This is a genomic window from Ruegeria sp. HKCCA4008, assembly GCF_013033125.1.
GTDB lineage: Bacteria > Pseudomonadota > Alphaproteobacteria > Rhodobacterales > Rhodobacteraceae > Ruegeria.
In genome coordinates this window covers 130,638-147,479 of sequence record NZ_WQDM01000001.1, presented here as the reverse complement: position 1 = coordinate 147,479, position 16,842 = coordinate 130,638, and the positions used below count along the sequence as shown (strand labels likewise).

The 16,842-nt window shown below is 59.2% G+C and carries 21 protein-coding genes and 1 tRNA gene; 10 read left to right on the top strand and 12 right to left on the bottom strand.

The features are described 5' to 3' along the window. Positions 1-24 precede the first annotated feature (24 nt). Positions 25-885: a GNAT family N-acetyltransferase gene (locus GOW60_RS00760; protein ID WP_171227887.1), complete on the top strand. Its 861-nt coding sequence runs from the start codon at positions 25-27 to the stop codon at positions 883-885. On the opposite strand, the gene GOW60_RS00755 is transcribed toward GOW60_RS00760, so the two are convergent. Next, positions 882-1,121, bottom strand: coding sequence for an Lrp/AsnC family transcriptional regulator (locus GOW60_RS00755; protein ID WP_050602861.1), 240 nt, complete (start codon positions 1,119-1,121; stop codon positions 882-884). The genes GOW60_RS00760 and GOW60_RS00755 overlap by 4 nt on opposite strands. Positions 1,122-1,275: 154 nt before the next feature. Between GOW60_RS00755 and hisB the strand changes: the two genes are divergently transcribed. Together hisB and hisH are read left to right on the top strand one after the other, a co-directional pair. After that, on the top strand, positions 1,276-1,863 hold the full coding sequence (gene hisB, locus GOW60_RS00750; RefSeq protein ID WP_152458681.1) for an imidazoleglycerol-phosphate dehydratase HisB: 588 nt from the start codon (positions 1,276-1,278) through the stop codon (positions 1,861-1,863). Further along, entirely contained in the window at positions 1,864-2,502 is a 639-nt protein-coding gene (gene hisH / locus GOW60_RS00745) for an imidazole glycerol phosphate synthase subunit HisH (protein WP_171227886.1), read from the top strand. A gap of 3 nt (positions 2,503-2,505) precedes the next feature. Here hisH and GOW60_RS00740 read toward each other — a convergent pair whose 3' ends face one another. Beyond that, complete coding sequence (locus GOW60_RS00740) at positions 2,506-2,907, bottom strand: DUF2147 domain-containing protein (RefSeq protein ID WP_152458683.1); 402 nt, start codon at positions 2,905-2,907, stop codon at positions 2,506-2,508. A gap of 134 nt (positions 2,908-3,041) precedes the next feature. Here GOW60_RS00740 and hisA point away from each other — a divergent pair, with 134 nt between their 5' ends. After that, a complete protein-coding gene (gene hisA, locus GOW60_RS00735; RefSeq protein WP_152458684.1) occupies positions 3,042-3,764 on the top strand; it encodes a 1-(5-phosphoribosyl)-5-[(5-phosphoribosylamino)methylideneamino]imidazole-4-carboxamide isomerase in 723 nt (240 codons plus the stop codon). Positions 3,765-3,768: 4 nt separating this feature from the next. Then, positions 3,769-4,233, top strand: coding sequence for a DUF2867 domain-containing protein (locus tag GOW60_RS00730; protein WP_171227885.1), 465 nt, complete (start codon positions 3,769-3,771; stop codon positions 4,231-4,233). An 11-nt stretch (positions 4,234-4,244) separates the two neighbouring features. Here GOW60_RS00730 and GOW60_RS00725 read toward each other — a convergent pair whose 3' ends face one another. Continuing rightward, positions 4,245-4,637, bottom strand: coding sequence for a DUF302 domain-containing protein (locus GOW60_RS00725; protein ID WP_171116471.1), 393 nt, complete (start codon positions 4,635-4,637; stop codon positions 4,245-4,247). 280 nt (positions 4,638-4,917) lie between these two features. On the opposite strand from GOW60_RS00725, the gene GOW60_RS00720 reads away from it, so the two are divergent. From GOW60_RS00720 to GOW60_RS00705, 4 genes are all read left to right on the top strand, one after another. Continuing rightward, entirely contained in the window at positions 4,918-7,140 is a 2,223-nt protein-coding gene (locus GOW60_RS00720) for a fused MFS/spermidine synthase (protein ID WP_371813313.1), read from the top strand. Positions 7,141-7,247: 107 nt separating this feature from the next. Further along, entirely contained in the window at positions 7,248-8,009 is a 762-nt protein-coding gene (gene hisF, locus GOW60_RS00715; RefSeq protein ID WP_171227884.1) for an imidazole glycerol phosphate synthase subunit HisF, read from the top strand. Continuing rightward, the gene (locus GOW60_RS00710) at positions 8,006-8,323 is read left to right on the top strand and encodes a phosphoribosyl-ATP diphosphatase (protein ID WP_171227883.1); all 318 of its coding nucleotides are present in this window, start codon (positions 8,006-8,008) and stop codon (positions 8,321-8,323) included. The genes hisF and GOW60_RS00710 overlap by 4 nt, the downstream gene beginning before the upstream one ends. 69 nt (positions 8,324-8,392) lie before the next feature. Then, the gene (locus GOW60_RS00705) at positions 8,393-8,965 is read left to right on the top strand and encodes a hypothetical protein (protein WP_171227882.1); all 573 of its coding nucleotides are present in this window, start codon (positions 8,393-8,395) and stop codon (positions 8,963-8,965) included. Here the strand turns inward: GOW60_RS00705 and GOW60_RS00700 are convergent. The 4 genes from GOW60_RS00700 to rlmB all read right to left on the bottom strand — a co-directional run bounded on the left by GOW60_RS00700 (position 8,962) and on the right by rlmB (position 11,256). After that, positions 8,962-9,432, bottom strand: coding sequence for a CoA-binding protein (locus tag GOW60_RS00700; protein WP_171227881.1), 471 nt, complete (start codon positions 9,430-9,432; stop codon positions 8,962-8,964). The two genes, GOW60_RS00705 and GOW60_RS00700, sit on opposite strands and share 4 nt — an antisense overlap. Before the next feature lie 196 nt (positions 9,433-9,628). After that, on the bottom strand, positions 9,629-10,081 hold the full coding sequence (locus GOW60_RS00695; protein WP_254443804.1) for a YHS domain-containing (seleno)protein: 453 nt from the start codon (positions 10,079-10,081) through the stop codon (positions 9,629-9,631). 103 nt (positions 10,082-10,184) lie between these two features. Next, positions 10,185-10,478 carry a hypothetical protein gene (locus tag GOW60_RS00690; RefSeq protein WP_171227879.1) on the bottom strand — a complete coding sequence of 98 codons (294 nt, stop codon included), beginning with the start codon at positions 10,476-10,478 and terminating at the stop codon, positions 10,185-10,187. 7 nt (positions 10,479-10,485) lie between these two features. Then, complete coding sequence (gene rlmB, locus GOW60_RS00685; RefSeq protein WP_171227878.1) at positions 10,486-11,256, bottom strand: 23S rRNA (guanosine(2251)-2'-O)-methyltransferase RlmB; 771 nt, start codon at positions 11,254-11,256, stop codon at positions 10,486-10,488. Positions 11,257-11,372: 116 nt separating this feature from the next. Here rlmB and GOW60_RS00680 point away from each other — a divergent pair. Further along, a tRNA-Tyr gene (locus GOW60_RS00680) sits at positions 11,373-11,456 on the top strand. A 480-nt stretch (positions 11,457-11,936) separates the two neighbouring features. On the opposite strand, the gene GOW60_RS00675 is transcribed toward GOW60_RS00680, so the two are convergent. The 5 genes from GOW60_RS00675 to GOW60_RS00655 form a co-directional block, all read right to left on the bottom strand. Further along, a complete protein-coding gene (locus GOW60_RS00675; protein WP_171227877.1) occupies positions 11,937-12,098 on the bottom strand; it encodes a hypothetical protein in 162 nt (53 codons plus the stop codon). A gap of 264 nt (positions 12,099-12,362) precedes the next feature. Continuing rightward, on the bottom strand, positions 12,363-12,884 hold the full coding sequence (locus tag GOW60_RS00670) for a DUF2478 domain-containing protein (RefSeq protein ID WP_171114871.1): 522 nt from the start codon (positions 12,882-12,884) through the stop codon (positions 12,363-12,365). 70 nt (positions 12,885-12,954) lie between these two features. After that, on the bottom strand, positions 12,955-13,620 hold the full coding sequence (locus GOW60_RS00665; protein WP_171227876.1) for an NnrU family protein: 666 nt from the start codon (positions 13,618-13,620) through the stop codon (positions 12,955-12,957). 102 nt (positions 13,621-13,722) lie between these two features. Further along, on the bottom strand, positions 13,723-15,789 hold the full coding sequence (locus tag GOW60_RS00660) for a proline/glycine betaine ABC transporter permease (protein WP_171227875.1): 2,067 nt from the start codon (positions 15,787-15,789) through the stop codon (positions 13,723-13,725). Further along, complete coding sequence (locus GOW60_RS00655) at positions 15,786-16,835, bottom strand: glycine betaine/L-proline ABC transporter ATP-binding protein (protein WP_171114865.1); 1,050 nt, start codon at positions 16,833-16,835, stop codon at positions 15,786-15,788. Before GOW60_RS00655 ends, GOW60_RS00660 begins: the two co-directional genes overlap by 4 nt. Positions 16,836-16,842: the final 7 nt, after the last annotated feature.

The following is a 16,842-nucleotide window of genomic DNA, read 5'->3' as shown; positions in this document are numbered from 1 at the left end:
CATTGCCCAACGCAGGATTCACCCATGTCTGATTACGTCATCCGCCCTCTTACCGTTGACGAGGTCCAAAAGGCCGTTGATTGGGCCGGGCGCGAAGGGTGGAACCCGGGGCATCACGATGCTCGTTGCTTCCACGGCACGGATACTCGCGGGTTTCTCGGGGGATTCCTGGATGGCGAAATGATCGCTTCCATCTCGGTCGTTCAGTATGATGACGCATTTGCGTTCCTTGGCTTCTACATCGTCCGGCCCGAGTTTCGCGGATCGGGCCACGGGCTGAAAATCTGGCAGCACGCCTTGGAAAACTGCAATACGGACAACATCGGTCTGGATGGGGTCGTCGACCAGCAACACAACTACCGCAGTTCGGGATTTTCTTTCGCCTATAACAACTATCGTTTCACGGCGACTGTAGAGAAGTTGCAGCAGGCTCTGACCCCATCAACCGGCGTTGAGCCCCTGACGGCGGCGTCCGAGGCTTTGTTCGCCTACGACCGGCACCTTTTTCCGGCCCGCCGCGACGCGTTCTTGCAGGGCTGGATCAGCGCGCCGGGCCATATGTCCCGCGTGTATTCCGAGGATGGTCAGATCAAGGGGTACGCAACGTTGCGCCCCTGCCGGACAGGGTACAAGATCGGGCCGCTTTTTGCAGATCGCGAGAGCATCGCCGAAGCCCTGCTGGCCGGTTTGCTGGAAACCGTGCCACCCCAACATTCACAGGACGCCGTTTTCATCGACATGCCTTTGCCCAACACGGCCGCGTTTGCGCTGGCCGCAAAGCTCGGGTTGGAAAAGGTGTTTGAAACGGCCCGGATGTATTCCGGCCGCGCGCCGGATATCGATCTGAGCCGTGTCTTTGGCGTCACCTCATTCGAACTGGGTTAAAACGCCTTGAACGTCATTGTGGTCAGCGAGCGTTCGATATTGGGAATCACCAGCAGGTGTTCGTTGATGAAATGGCCCACATCCTCGGTCTCGGGGATATAGAGCTTGAGCAGCAGATCATATTCACCGCTGGTGGAATACAGTTCAGAGTGGATTTCGCGCAGGGCGATTTCCTCGGCGACCTTGTAGGTGGTTCCGGGCTTGCAACGGATCTGGATGAAAACGCAGGTGGACATGGTTTGACCCTATCGGTTCGTGTTGTTGGCAAGCTGACACGGGGCCAAGCCGGGTGCAATCCCCTGCAACAGTTTGCAGCGATCGCAACGCGCGGTCTGGAAAACCCCGACCTTCCCCGTCTATAAGCGCGCCTGTAGCAAAAGGAATTCGCCCATGCGCAGCGCAAAGATCAGCCGCCAGACTGCCGAAACCGAAATTTCGGTCGAGATCAATCTGGATGGCACCGGCATGTATGACAACCAGACCGGAGTTGGCTTTTTTGATCACATGCTGGATCAGCTGGCGCGCCATTCGCTGATCGACATGACGATCAGCGCCAAGGGCGATTATCACATTGATGATCACCACACGGTTGAAGATACCGGCATCGCGCTGGGGCAGGCTTTGACGCAGGCTCTGGGCGACAAGAAAGGGATCCGGCGGTACGGAGAATGCCACCTACCGATGGACGACGCCCAGGTACGCTGTGCGCTGGACCTGTCGGGCCGCCCCTATCTGATCTGGAATGTGGATCTGCCGACGCAGAAAATCGGTGCGTTCGACACAGAACTTGTGCGCGAGTTCTTTCAGGCGCTCAGCACCCATGGCGGCATCACGCTGCATATCGACCAGCTGCACGGTTTCAACAGCCACCACATCGCCGAGGCCGCCTTCAAGGCCGTCGCGCGCGCGCTGCGCGACGCTGTTGAAACTGATCCGCGCAAGGCAGATGCGATTCCGTCGACCAAAGGCGCGTTGTAAATGCTGACCGCCATTATCGACTACGAAAGCGGCAACCTGCACTCGGCGGAAAAAGCGTTTCAGCGCATGGCGCAAGAGGTCGGCGCCGGTGAGGTTGTCGTCACCTCGGACGCGGATGTTGTGGCACGCGCCGATCGCTTGGTTCTGCCCGGCGACGGGGCGTTTCCGGCATGCGCTGCCGAATTGCGTGGGCACAAGGGCATCTATGACGCGATGGTCGAGGCGGTCGAACAGAAAGGCCGCCCGTTTCTGGGCATCTGTGTGGGCATGCAGTTGATGGCAACCAAAGGCCATGAATACAGCGAAACGGATGGTATGGGCTGGATTGCCGGCGATGTCGTCAGGATCGAACCGTCAGACACATCGCTGAAAGTGCCGCATATGGGCTGGAACGATCTTGTTCTGGACAGCGATCACCCGGTGTTCGACGGGGTGAAAACCGGCGATCACACCTATTTCGTCCACTCGTACCATTTCCGGGTGTCCGACCCGGCACAGCGATTGGCTTATGTGGACTACGGGCAGGAGGTCACGGCCGTGATTGGCCGTGACACGATGGTTGGAATGCAGTTTCACCCCGAGAAAAGCCAAGACGTCGGCCTGCGCATGCTGGGCAACTTCCTGACCTGGAAACCCTGAGGCTTACTGAACACGCGTCCAGGTTTGACCGCGACAGATCAGACCGCCCGCCACGCATCCCTTGACGGTCAGTTTGTTCTGGCCGTCCAGTGACATTTTAGAATTGTAGGTTTTGTCCCGGTCCGGTGCCCAGATCTTGCCGCTGTCATAGCTTCCGCCGCCATCGGGCACCATGTCCCAAATGATCTGCTTGCCCAGGTTTTCATATTCCAGCTGCTCGTTGCCATCCGCATCAAAGGCGCTGTCGATGGTTCCGCAGATCGCACTGCCGCATCCGGAAATCGTCACGTGCAGATAGCCGCCGGTATCACCGGGTGCAGTCTTCCACAGACCGTCGACGGGATCCGCAGCCATCGCGCTGGTCGCAAGAAACATCAAACCCGCTGCAAACGTAAATTTCTTCATGATTGTCTCCCTGTTTTGATGGCAGTCTGACCCGGCAGCCAGCGGCGGGCAAGAATGACCCAGCGTCGCGTTGCATCCCCTGCCCCGCCTATGCGATATCCCGCGCGTGCAACACAGATATAGGGCCACCCGACATGATCCTCTACCCCGCCATCGACCTCAAAGACGGCAATGCCGTGCGCCTGCTGCGTGGCGAAATGGACAAGGCCACCGTGTTCAACGAAGACCCCGCCGCACAGGCCCGCGCCTTTGTCGAGGCCGGGTGCGAGTGGCTGCACCTGGTCGATCTGAACGGCGCTTTTGCAGGTGAGCCGGTCAACGCCGCCCCGGTCGAAGCGATTCTGAAAGCCTGCGACGTGCCCGCGCAATTGGGAGGCGGCATCCGCGACATGGCCACGATCGAGACCTGGATCGACAAAGGTCTGGCCCGCGTGATTCTGGGCACGGTCGCGGTCGAGAACCCAGATCTGGTGCGCGAAGCGGCCAAAGCCTTTCCCGGCAAGGTCGCCGTGGGCATCGACGCGCGCAACGGTCTGGTTGCCACCAAGGGTTGGGCCGAAGAAACCGACGTTCAGGTAACCGATCTGGCCCGCAGCTTCGAAGACGCGGGCGTCGCCGCGATCATCTACACCGACATCAACCGGGACGGCGCGATGCAGGGCCCCAATGTCGAGGCCACCGCAGAGCTTGCCAAATCGGTCGATATTCCGGTCATCGCATCTGGCGGCGTGTCCTCGATCGCCGATCTGATCGCCCTGCGCGATTGTGGCGCAGCTTTGAACGGTGCCATTTCCGGCCGCGCGCTTTATGATGGAGCGATTGATCTGAAAGAGGCTCTGACCACGCTCAGAGGATAGCGCAGTGTTTCATTCGCCGGTAAAGCGTTCCGAACTGTCCGCGCACAGCCTGCTGAACGAACGGTACAAAACCGGCGACTTTCTGGACTGCTTCAGTGTTGAATCCAATCTTCCGCCGCGCCGGGCCGCGGGAATCATTACCGCGTTCCCCGGATGGGCGATGGCACTGGTTCGGCTGCGCGGCCTGCTGGTGACACCCTTTGGCCTCAGCACGACAGGCCCGGATGCTGGCGATAAGCTGGGGATCTTCCCGGTCGAACATGATGGCAGGACCGAGGTGATCGCAGGATTCAACGATCGCCACCTGGATTTCCGGGTTTCCGTCCTGTCGGAAAACGGCCGCATCTCGCTGGCCACGTGGGTCCGACGCCATAACCTTGGCGGGCGCCTGTACCTGGCTGCGATCCTGCCATTTCACATCCTGATCGCGCGAAACGCGCTTGCACGTGTGAAAAGCGCAAGCGCATAACCCAAAAGGTCTTAACCCGCGGCCGCAGCAGTCAACTTGGCGAGCGCACCGCGCATCTTCTCGATGACTGGTGACTTTTCGACGTCATCCAGCTCGTCCATCGTTTCCTTGGGGTCTTCATAGGCCAACCAGACCTGACCGTTCCCATCCTCATACGCCTGCACCTTGAGCGGCAGGAACAACCCTGCACGCGGATCGATCTGCATGGCCGGCGTGCCCAGCGCAGGATTGCCGAAAATCAGCACTTGATTGGCCGGGATGGGCGTACCGACCTTTTCCGCCCCCGCCGCGTGGTCGATACGGGCGAAGACAGTGGCCCCTGCGTTGCCAACCGCCGCTTCCAGCGCATCCAGCGCCTCGGCTACGGATTTGTTCGTTTGAACTTTGATGATGTCGTCAGCCATGGCGGCCAAAGCCCCTCCGAGCGAAAAAATTGAAGCAAGTATCAAGCTACGCATGTCGGTATTCCTTCTGTAATATTCACTCCAATTCTCACAGGTTTTGGAAATCTGACAATCACAAGTCTGGCATCAGCAAAGCTTTGCCAGAATTGAAGGCGCCCATTTTACCCTTGCTTTCGAGAACAATCCGACCAGAAGCCAAACATTTTACTGTGTTGAGCCATAATTCGGGCGGAATCCCCGCTTAACTCCTTCGTCAAACACAACAACCCGGGTGGCAAACGTGAGTATTTCCAACCTAGACGTTCCCAAGACGTCCAGATTCGGATCAGCAACCATTGCGATCTTCTGCGCGGCGATTTTCACGAGCGCCAGTCTGCTGTTCTTTGTCCAGCCGCTTTTTGCCAAACTGGTTCTTCCAAAAATCGGCGGCGCCCCGGCGGTCTGGACGACCGCAATGCTGTTTTTTCAAGTGGTGTTGATACTCGGGTATGTGTACGCGCACCTGTTGACCAAGTTTCTGCCTTTGCGCTGGCAGATCATCGCCCATTTTGCCTTTTGGGTGGCGGCGCTGACTTTCCTGCCGCTGTCCACCAGCGAAAGCTGGAGCTATGACGCCTCGACCTCGACTGCGCTGCAAACGCTTGGCCTGTTCGCCGTAGGTGTGGGTGTACCTTTTGCGGTATTGTCGGCAAATGCGCCCCTGTTGCAGGCCTGGTACGCCAGGTCGGGCGGGCCTTCGGCGGATGATCCGTATTTCCTTTACAGCGCCAGCAATGTCGGATCCTTGCTGGCGTTGTTGGCCTTCCCCCTGGTTGCGGATCCATTTTTTGGCGCGGCCGAGATCAGCCGTGCCTGGCTGATCGGCTTCGTGCTGTTCGGCGCGCTTTTGCTTAGCAGTGGCATGATCGCCTTGCGGGGATCACGGCACACGAAGCCGTCGGCCCAAACGGCGCTCAGGGCCAGTTTCCCGACCCTGCGGCAGATCGCTGTCTGGGTGTTCGTCGCCTTCATCCCCTCGTCCTTGATGCTGTCCTTCACAACGCGGGTCAGCACGGATCTGGGTGCTCTCCCGTTGATCTGGGTTGTTCCGCTGGCGGTCTATATCCTGTCCTTCATCGTCGCCTTTGCCAAATGGAAACACCTGACGCTTGACGCCTTGAACCTGCCCATGCTGGCGGCGCTGGCGGCGGGTGTCGTACTGGTGTCCAAGGTGGTCAGCGAGCATGACGCGCCGGTGGTTATTCTGCTCTATGTCCCGGTGCTTTTCATCATCGCCCTTTTTGCGCACCGCCTGCTGTACGACATGCGCCCATCCGCCGAGCAATTGACCGTGTTCTACATCGCCCTTTCCGTGGGCGGAGCAATTGGCGGGCTGTTCAACTCGATCCTTGCGCCGATTGCCTTCACACGTGAGTTGGAGGCGCCAATCACCATGATCCTGGCCGGAGGATTGTTTCTTGTCCGCGCGCCGGGATTTGCCCCTCGCCATGTCATCATGGGCATCGCGGCAAGTGTTTTCATCCTCGTCATCGCAGGTGCGACACGCGGCGTCGCGGCGCTGAGCGCGGACATCCCGCGTGCAGGTGCCCTGTTCGCGCTGATATTCGCGGTGCTGTACCTGTTCCGGGCACAGGCCATGCGCATCCCTGTGGTTCTCACCGTCGTTCTGCTGCCCGCATTTGCGGTAAAGAACAATCCGGTGTTCGAAGATCGCAGCTTTTTCGGCGTGCATTCGGTGTATTCAAGCGAGGGCTACCGTGTCTACAAGAACGGCACCACGGTGCATGGCTGGCAACGCGAATCCGAATATGGCACTCGACCCACACCGCTGTCCTATTATCACCCCGAAGGACCGATGGCGCAGGTCATCACGTCGGACTTCGGCATGCAATCCGACAGCATCGGAATTGTCGGTCTTGGAACAGGTGCACTGGCCTGCTATCGGCAGCCTGCGCAAAACTGGGACTTCTTCGAGATCGACGCGACCGTTGACCAGATCGCACGCGACTCTTCGCTGTTCACCTATCTGTCGGAATGCACGCCCGATTCCGAGACCCATCTGGGTGATGCCCGGATCGTTCTGAAGCAAAAGCCTTTTGCCTTCGATATCCTGGTTTTGGATGCGTACAGCTCGGACGCGATTCCGCTTCACCTGATCACACGCGAGGCGGTAGAGATGTATACCAGCCGCCTGGCCGATGATGGGGTTTTGGTGTTCCACATCACAAACCGGTTCTACGATCTGGTCCAGCCTTTGGCCCGAATTGCCGACAGCCTGAACCTGACCGCTGCGCATCAGCGGCTGGCCGTGGGTGAAGAGCAGGTCGAAACCGGAGCCGCCACCAGCAGCGTTGTGATCCTGAGCCCCGACAAATCCCGAATTGAGAGTTTTGCGCAGGATGGAAACTGGCAAATCGTCGAAACCGACGGCGCGCTGCCATGGACCGATGACAAGGCAAACCTGCTTTCGGCACTGAAGCTGCTGAAGAACCGGGATCACTAAGCCCCCCGCTCCGCCCATGGCCCGTGCTACCAGGGCCGTGGGCGGCAAAACGTCTGTGGCATCGGCGGCGCTTTGCCGGTAAAGGTCCGGCAACGAAGGACGATCAGATGCTGAAGACCCGGATTATTCCCTGCCTTGATGTTGCCGATGGCCGCGTGGTCAAAGGCGTGAATTTCGTCGGTCTGCGCGATGCGGGCGATCCCGTGGAATCGGCCAAGGCATATGACGCCGCAGGCGCGGACGAAATCTGTTTTCTGGATATCCACGCAACCCACGAAAACCGCGGCACCATGTTCGATGTGGTACAGCGCACCGCCGAGCAGTGCTTTGTACCTCTGACAGTTGGTGGCGGGGTTCGCACCAAGGATGATGTCCGCGCCCTGTTGCTGGCGGGGGCAGACAAGGTCAGCTTCAACTCGGCAGCCGTTGCCAATCCCGACGTGATCGCGGAATCGGCAGATCAATTCGGCAGCCAGTGCATCGTCTGCGCCATCGACGCCAAGACGGTCAGCGCTGGAAAGTGGGAGATTTTCACGCATGGCGGCCGCAAGCCAACAGGCATTGATGCGGTCGCGTTCGCAAAAACCGTTGTCGCCAAAGGCGCCGGAGAAATCCTGCTGACCTCGATGGATCGCGACGGCACCAAGGCTGGCTTCAACCTGCCCCTGACCCGAGCGATTTCCGACGCAGTGGACGTGCCCGTGATCGCAAGCGGCGGTGTCGGCAATCTGGATCATCTGGTCGAAGGTGTCACCCAAGGCGGCGCAAGTGCTGTGCTTGCGGCCTCGATCTTCCATTTCGGAGAATACACGATCCGCGAAGCCAAAGAACACATGGCCGCCGCTGGCATTCCGATGAGGCTGACATGAGCATTCTGCACGACCTAGCTGAAACGATTGAGGCGCGTAAAGGGGCTGATCCCGATTCAAGCTGGACAGCCAAGCTGCTTGCAAAGGGTCCCGAGAAATGCGCCGAGAAATTTGGTGAAGAAGCCATCGAAGCCATCATCGAAGCCACGAAGGGCGATCAGGCCAAGCTGACCGCCGAAGCCGCAGACGTGCTGTATCACCTGCTGGTCATGCTGGCCGCCCGGGACGTGGCGCTGGAGGATGTCCTGGCCGAACTTGCACGCCGTCAGGGCATCAGCGGCATTGCCGAAAAGGCCGCCCGCCCCAAAGGCTGACGGCCGGGTTCCGCGCCGCCGCAACGGCCGCTATACTCGGGCGTCAGAATGGCAGGCCGAGGGCGCGACATGATCCGAATTTTGATGCTTGTGGCAACGCTTGCCATCGTTGCAGCATGTGCGACGCCTCCCCGTTCGACCGGGGATGAGGTACAACGCCTGACAGCCGAGATTCAGCGTCTTGGCCCGGATATCGATCCGGAAGAAGCCCGCCGGGCGGCGCAAGTCGCCTATTCCTATACCGCGCAGCTGGTGGACGAATACCAGATCACCGACCCACCACTGATCCACAATGCGAAGGTCAACAAGGGATTGCGCCCGCGTGGTCTGTGCTGGCATTGGGCCGAGGATATCGAACGCCGTCTGAAACAGGAAAACTTCCAGACGCTGGAATTGCACCGCGCCATCGCCAACGCCGACAATCCGCTGAGGATCGACCACAGCACGGCGATTATCAGTCGCAAGGGTGAATCGCTCTATGAGGGCGTCGTGCTGGACCCTTGGCGCTATGGCGGAGTGTTGTTCTGGTCACCTCTGGTCGAGGATACCCGATATGACTGGGTCCCTCGGGACGTGGTGCTGGAAAAACGACGACAGGAACAGGTGGCCCGCCTGAAACCCTATCAGCAAGCAACGCCCTAAAGCTTGGACGAGATGATCCCGGTCGAAAACCCACCCATGCGCAGCTCGCCAAACAGGCGCTGATATTCGATCTTCGGACAGCGGTTCATCACGACGTCCACACCGCGAGCCTTGGCCTTGGCTGCCGCTTCAGGGTGTTCAACCCCGATTTGCATCCAGATCGTTCCGAGGGACGGGAACGCCTCCAACGCTTCGTCCACAATGGGCGGCACGGATTCGGACCGTCGGAATATGTCTACCATGTCCACGGGTTCGGATATCTCCGAAAGGCTGCCGCGTACCCTCTGGCCAAACAGGTCTTTCCCGGCATGGCCCGGATTGACCGGGATCACGTTGAACCCTTTCAACGACAGGTAGCGGGCAACGTAATAGCTGGGCCGCACCGGGTTCATGGACACCCCGACAACGGCAACGGACTTGGTGCGTTGCAGAATGGTTCTCAGGTGCTGATCGGAATAGTCTGGCATGCCCTATCCTTAGCAGGGTTCCAAAAAGAAAAAAGCGCCCAAGAAGCCTTGGGCGCCAGTTGTTGGAACGAGGGACAGTGAAATGACCCGCGGCAGTTCCATTCCGCGGTCATTGTGACATTTAGGCATATATTTGGTAAAAAAAAGAGGGGCAGCGCATTTTTGTGATGACTCTTCACAATTAGCTGATTCTCGCTCACTCCCGATAGAGGATTGCCGGCCAGTTTTCTTCAGCCAACTCAATGTATTCTGCCTGATCCTGCTGCCAGATTTCCTCGATCTCGATCGAGTGCGTCAGGTACAGACGACCATCCACGACTTTCCAGGCCTTGGGGTCCGAGCTCTTCAGAACTCCCATCGCCATCGCATATGAACAATACCCGCCGAACTGCGGCGCGAAAGCACGGGGATTGCTTTCGAACAGCTCGCGGTTTTCCTGCGAGGTGAAATGCCACCGCGCCCCTTTCCACATCACGGAATTCTCGGGCGTGCCCATGATCGGCGTAGAACCGTCGAAAAAGGACACGGCATCATACCCGGCCAACGCCACTCCTTCGGTGGTGTAGTAAACGGGCCTTTCCTGCGCATACGTGGCAGGCGCCAGAAAAAAAGCGCACAGCGCGCCAAGTGTGGAACGTCGGGTCAGCATTGCCATGTCAGAATCTGAAATCACTGGGGTATCAAGATGCAATTTTTTGCTGCATGCGGAACCCCTGTTGACGTGGATGTGAACGATCTTCACCCAAAAACGGTCAATCGAAAATGTCTTCGATCACATCCCAGGCTTCATCGAACACGCGCGAGAACATGCTCTTTTTCTTCTTTTTTCGCTTGGTCTTCCGTGGAGGGGCATGAGAAACCGCAGATCGCACCGTTTTGGCAGGCGCAGCCTTCCGCTTGGGCAGCATCTTCAGATCATGCAAAGGTGCGCCACAACTGGAACAGCTCAGCTCGTGCCGTTCTTTGCCCCTCAGGACCAGCGCAGCCCGGGTCCCGCAATAGCAGCAGGTCGCAATTTTGGATGGACCGGAAATAGCGCTCTCCATTTTTTTGTCAGGGCCGGGATGCATATAAGGCGATTGCCGCCGCATTTGAGACATTCAGCGATCCGAATCCCCCGGCTGCGTCAATTTTCACCAATTGATCCACGGTTTCCTTCGTCTTTTGGCGCAATCCCGGGCCTTCCGCCCCCAGAACAAGTGCGACGGGGCGGTCCCGACCGTCGCTCAGCGCGCCTTCGATCGTTGCCTCTGCTTCACCGTCCAACCCAAGGACCAGAAATCCCATATTCTGTAGTTCAACAATTGTGTCGGCCAGGTTGCGCATCCGCAGATAGGGTTGACGCTCCAGCGCGCCGCTGGCGGTTTTTGCGAGGGCCCCGGTCTCGGGCGCGGAATGGTGGCGGGTGCCGATGACGGCACTGGCACCCAGAACTTCGGCCGAGCGTAGAATCGCCCCGACATTGTGCGGGTCCGTAACGCGGTCCAGAAGGATGACGCGTGGATTTTCACGACCGATGCAATTTTCGGCCAGACCGCCCCAATCCAGCGGCTTTACCTCCAGCGCAGCCCCCTGGTGCACCGAGCCTGCATCGATGGGCGCCGTAAACTTGCGCGGATCAGCCAACTCGGGCTCGATACCAGAGAATTCAATCGCTTCCGCCAGTTTGTCCCGCGCGTTGCGCGTTACGATCAAGCGCAATTTCTGCCGATTGGGGTTCATCAAAGCGTCGCGAACTGCATGCAGACCGAACAGCCAAACGGTTTCAGCAGCCGCGGCCTTGCGCGCCTGTTCCTTCTCAACGACCCATTTGGGTTTCTTCATTTTGCGGGCCTCCGGGCCGGGAATTCGGTTTCCTGCGCCAAAGCGAAATTTTCCTGTTGACGCTCCTTTGGTGCGCTAGTAATCACGCCTCCACGTCAGGTGCAACGCCTGACAGTGGGCGACAGGCCGCAAGGTGTGGCAGGGGACTGTAACTCCCTCGCGGAGACGCACGCCTGGTTCGATTCCAGGGTCGCCCACCATCTTTCCCGTAGAATTCAAAGATGGCCAGAACGCATTGCCCGCGCGTGCTTATATGCGTGCTTTTGCGCAATGATGGCTGCAAAGACTCGTAAAAGTTGCGAAACCGGGCATCGCCCGCTAGTCTGTTAACGTATTTGCGAGGGATTTGTTATGAGACTGCTTTTGGCGACGCTTGCCGTTTGTGTCGCTGGCGCAGCGAATGCGCTGACTATTACATTTGACAATAACTTTCCGAATGATCCGGTCACAGCGTCCGGAACTAGGCAAGGTATAAGCCAAGGTTTCACGTTCAATTATGCAGACGTCTACACCTTCGGAAACTATATTAATTTCCACGATGATAGTGGCGTACTGTCCACCACAATAATGCCCGTGATCGGTGGCAAATTCACAGTTCAGACCGTTGATCTGCAAGGCTGGTCCCGAGCTTTCACAACTGGTTCCGGTCCAGCCCCCGCTTTCGGCACCGCTGCATACAATCAATGGTTGACCGCAGGGCCAGCGACCTTTCCGACGTTGACCTTTTCCGGGTTGCTGAATGGGTCAGTTGTGGCCAGCCAGACATTCGGTCCGATGGCTTTGACCACACTGACCTTTTCAAGCGCTTTCACGGCGATTGACGCGTTGATGGTGACATACAACAGCCCGTCTCCACTAAGGCATCAATTCTTCACCACCCCAAACACAGCATGGTGTATCGACTACTGCGGGGAAATGTGGGTAGACAATCTAGTCGTCGCACCGGTCCCCCTGCCCGCAAGCGGGCTGCTTTTGATCGGGGCCGTTCTGGGCCTGTTCGGGTACCGCAGGCTTAAGACAACCTAGTTTCACCCAACACTAAAAAAGGCGGCGCTGATTGTTGGTCAGCGCCGCTTTATGTCTCTTACCCAACTGTTTGGAAGGTTCTATTCCGCCGCCGGTCGCAGTTCCGAGACCTTGTTGAACCACGCCTCGATTGCATCCAGATCCGCCGGCAGGGCTTCCGCTGCGCCATCCGCGAAGGTCTGGAATTTCTCTTCGTTCAAACCGTTCACGCCGACCAGAACCGGGATATCCATCGCCAGCGCTTCGCCGATCACGGGGCGGAATCCACGCCCATCGGACTCATGCTTGCCGAATTTGTTGATGATCAGCAATTGAGGGGCGCCCTCCAGCGAGGCAGTCACATATCCCACCGCCTGTTCCAGCGCAGCCGGGTCCAGACGGCAGCCGCGCGACTGGGTGCCCAGCGACTGCGAAATGCGGATGGTTTCACCGTCGGGCAGCACGCGCAAGTCCATATCGCATTTGCTGCTGTCGGCGCACTCCGTGTTTGTTTGCACGACACCGGCCAGTTTTGCTCCGGAGGCCAGCAGACGGTCCGCAACGGCGCTCAGCAGGCGGTCCGTCGCGCCGCGATCGGTGGTGGTGACATAGGCCAGATGCATCTTGGACCTCTTGTAATTCGTTTGTGACGTTTCAAATAGCACGCAAGGCACCGCCCGGCCACTCCCTCGTTCACGGAAGCGGGGACAGGCCAATCACAGGGGCGTGCAGGTGAAGCAGAACCGCATAGGCGGCCAGCGCGGCCATCCACACCCCGGGACGCGGCCAGGGGCGCGGTGCGCGCAGTGAAAACCGCGCCGTATTGCGGGACAAGCGGACCCATTCAAAGCCCATTTCCCGCAACTTGCGCCGGTCGACAAGAGCCATGCCCATGACCGCGAAACCGGCAAACAGGCCGAACAGAATCATATGTGACAGGCTGCCATTGGCAAGGAGATGTGCCACCGCCCACAGCATCAGCGCGGCAAGGATCGGGTGTCGGGTGGTGCGCAGGATACCGGGCTGTTCTGGGTCAAATGGCCGATTGCCCAGCCCCCCGAACGAAAACGGGTTCTGAATGATCAGCCCCGCGACAGCCAGCCAGCAGACCACCGGCATGATCAGAACCGGCGCCCAGCGCAAAACCGCAAATGGCGGGACGACCTCGACATAAGGAGCGTTGGCAGCGGCGATGATCAACCACGCCAGGACGGCCATCGACAGAACCGAATAGGCCGTGAAATACCCCCGGCGTCCAAGTGTATCGATCAGCCATCCGCGTATGGTGGGCCGCACCGGAATCGCGTGGCTGAGAAGGAATGTGACGAGCGCTGCAAGGAATAGGACCCAACCGGTCATGGTGATCTCCGCTTTATTGGGATCGGTCTAGATCAGGACGGCACTGGTATCCTTGTCCAAAATCAAGTTCGGAGCAGGGGCGGTGCATCGCCCCTGCCCTGTTTACAACCCAAGCGCCGCGCGGCGTTCTTCGGCAAACCCCTGCACGATGCGGTCGGCAATCAGCGCCAGAATCGCCATCGCGGCCCCGGCCGAAATGCCAAGCCCCACATCCGCCTGACCCAGCGCCAGATAGATCGACTGCCCCAGACCCGTGGTACCGATCAATGCGGCGATCACCAGCATCGCAAAGGCATAGAGGATGGTCTGGTTCAACCCCAGCAGGATCGTGGGCGCGGCATAGGGCGCGCGCACGTCGCGCATGATCTGCCACTCGGTCGCACCGCTTGAGATCGCGGCTTCCATCATCTCGTCCGGCGTGTTGACCAGCCCGTGCCGCGTGTAGCGGATCATGGGCACGATCGCATAGGCACAGATTGCCAGAAAGGCCGAGAACTCTCCGATCTGGAACACCATGAGGACCGGGATCAGGAACACGAACAGAGGGATTGTCTGCAACATGTCGCAGATTGGACGGACCACTTTCCACACCGGCTCCCAAATCGCGCTGGCAAGGCCGATCAGGCCGCCGACCACGGCACAAGAAAACACTGCCGCTCCACTCAGGTAAAGCGACAAGAGCGCTCTCTCCCACAGGCCCGAAACGAGGATGGTGCAAAGCAGCCCCACGCTCAGCGCCGCCAGACGCCAGCCCCCCGCGACCCAGCCCAGAGCAGCGGCGCCGGTCAGGACAAAGGGCCACGGCAGGTTGGCAATGCCGGTTTCCAGCATTCCAATCAGGATCAGGACGATCAGACCACCCGTCAGCCGCCCACGCCATGCCATCAACAGCGCGATCCCGGCACCTGCGGCAAACAGACCAAAGCTCATGCCCGCCGTCCACTGGAAGCCCCAGGTGAAGGGCAGGACCGCCTGATCCAGACCGATCCGCAAAGGCAGCAGCACATAGAAAAGAGAGTTGTTCTTGAGCGCATCCAACCACGGGCCATTGGCCTGAGTGAACGCGGTCAGGCCGCTGTCCACGGCCTCGGCCATCGGATCCAGCAGGGTCAGTTCGGATGGGTTCGGCAACCACGCCCAGAAGGCGGCGGTGAAGACCACGGCGAAACCCAACATCGCCCAGACAACCCGGCTGTCATAACGTTTGCGCTCGGTCGCCAAGGTGCCGCTCATGCGATCTATGACGACGGCAAAGACCACGATGACCAGACCCGCCATCAGAGACTCCCCGAACTGCGCCTTGCGCATGGTCAGCAGAACCTCCCAGCCGATATCGTTGAACCCACCGATGACGGCGGCAATGATGACCATGGACAATGCCGCCATCAGACATTGGTTCACACCGACCATGATCTGCGTCGTGGCGGCGGGAATTTCGACCTGAAACAGTTGCTGAAACCGCGTGCCACCGGACATGATCGCGGCCTCTTTGATCTCGGGCTCGACCCGTTCCAGCCCCAGCATCACGTTGCGCGCCATGGGCGGCGCGGCGTAGATGGCCGAGGCGATCAGACCGACGACGGGGCCAAAGCCAAAAAGCAACAAAAGTGGGGTCAGATACGCAAAAGTCGGCACCGTCTGCATGACATCCAGAACCGCCTGAACGAAGGATTTCACCCGCGGCACCTCGTTGGCGAGGATGCCGATGCCACCACCCAGTATCAACGCCACCGGAACGGATACTGCGACCAAGGCCAGAGTGTTCATGCTCTCAGCCCAGTAACCCGACGCCAGGACAAAGCTAAGGCCCAGAAAGCCCAGCGCCGCCATGGGCAAACCGCCCAAGTACCAGCCCAGCGCGGTCACGATCCCGATCAGGAGGGGCCATGGCGTATTGCCAAGAACGAAATTCGCCCAGTTCATCGGATAGGTCATCATATCCGAGAACAACCGCATCGCCGGTTTGATCAGGTTCAGAAACCAATCCAGAAACGCGCCCACCCATTGGGTTGCAGGCAGCTCCCATGCGGCGGGCCATTTGACCAGCCATGGGGCGATGCCCTCGAGTGCAAGGCAAACCGCGCCGACGACAACGGTGATCAGGGCGGCCTTGGCGCCCGCCGTCAGCCGCGCGCCGTGCTGCGTCGGAAACTCAGCTACGGCGGTCATGTTTCGTCCACCTGAAGCGCGGCAGCCAGATCGGACGGGTGCACCGTGCCAACGACATTGCCATCGGCATCCCGCACCGGCACGGGTTCATAAAGTTCCATGCAATGGGCAAGGGCTGCGTCCAGTGTCATCGACGTGGTCAGGCCGGGATCGTCCGGGCCGCACTCTGCCTCGTTTCGCATGACCGAGGCGACCTTGGCATGCTGCCCCTTGGCGACATCCTTCGAGAATTCGCGCACATAGTCATCGACGGGTCGCAGGACGATATCCGTGGGCGTGCCGATCTGTACGATCTTGCCGTCCCGCATGATGGCGATACGGTCAGCAAGCTTCAGCGCTTCCTGAATATCGTGCGTGATGAAGACGATGGATTTCTTCAACGTCGCTTGAATGCGCAGGAATTCATCCTGCAACTGGCGACGGATCAGTGGATCCAGCGCCGAGAACGGTTCGTCCAGAAACCAGATGTCAGGGTTTACGGCAAGACTGCGGGCGATACCCACCCGCTGCCGCTGCCCGCCGGAAAGCTGTCGCGGGAAGCTGTCTTCGCGCCCTTCCAGACCGACCAGCGAGATCACTTCCTGCGCGCGGTCCAGCCGTTCCTTTTTGCCCACGCCCTGAACGCGCAGAGGATATGCGACGTTTTCAGCAACGGTCATGTGGGGGAACAGGCCGAAATGCTGGAACACCATGCCCAGTTTTTTCCGCCGCAGTTCTGTCAGGGCCTTTTTCGAGGCGCCTATGACATTCTCACCATCCACCCGAATTTCACCACCCGTGCCGGGCAGCAGCTGCGAGATACAGCGGATCAGCGTGGATTTACCCGAGCCCGACAGGCCCATGATGACGAACAATTCGCCTTCCCTGACCTCGAAATTGGCATCTTGAACCGCCGGAATGAACCCGTTTTCCCGCAGGTCTGCGGCGGCCTTGTCAGCGTCATTCCCTGACCGAGACAGCGCGTCGGTCAGGGCTTTGTCAGCGCCCGGGCCAAAGACCTGCCAGAGATTCCGGCAGGCAATGGCTGGCATGGTCGTGTCAGTCACCTAAGTG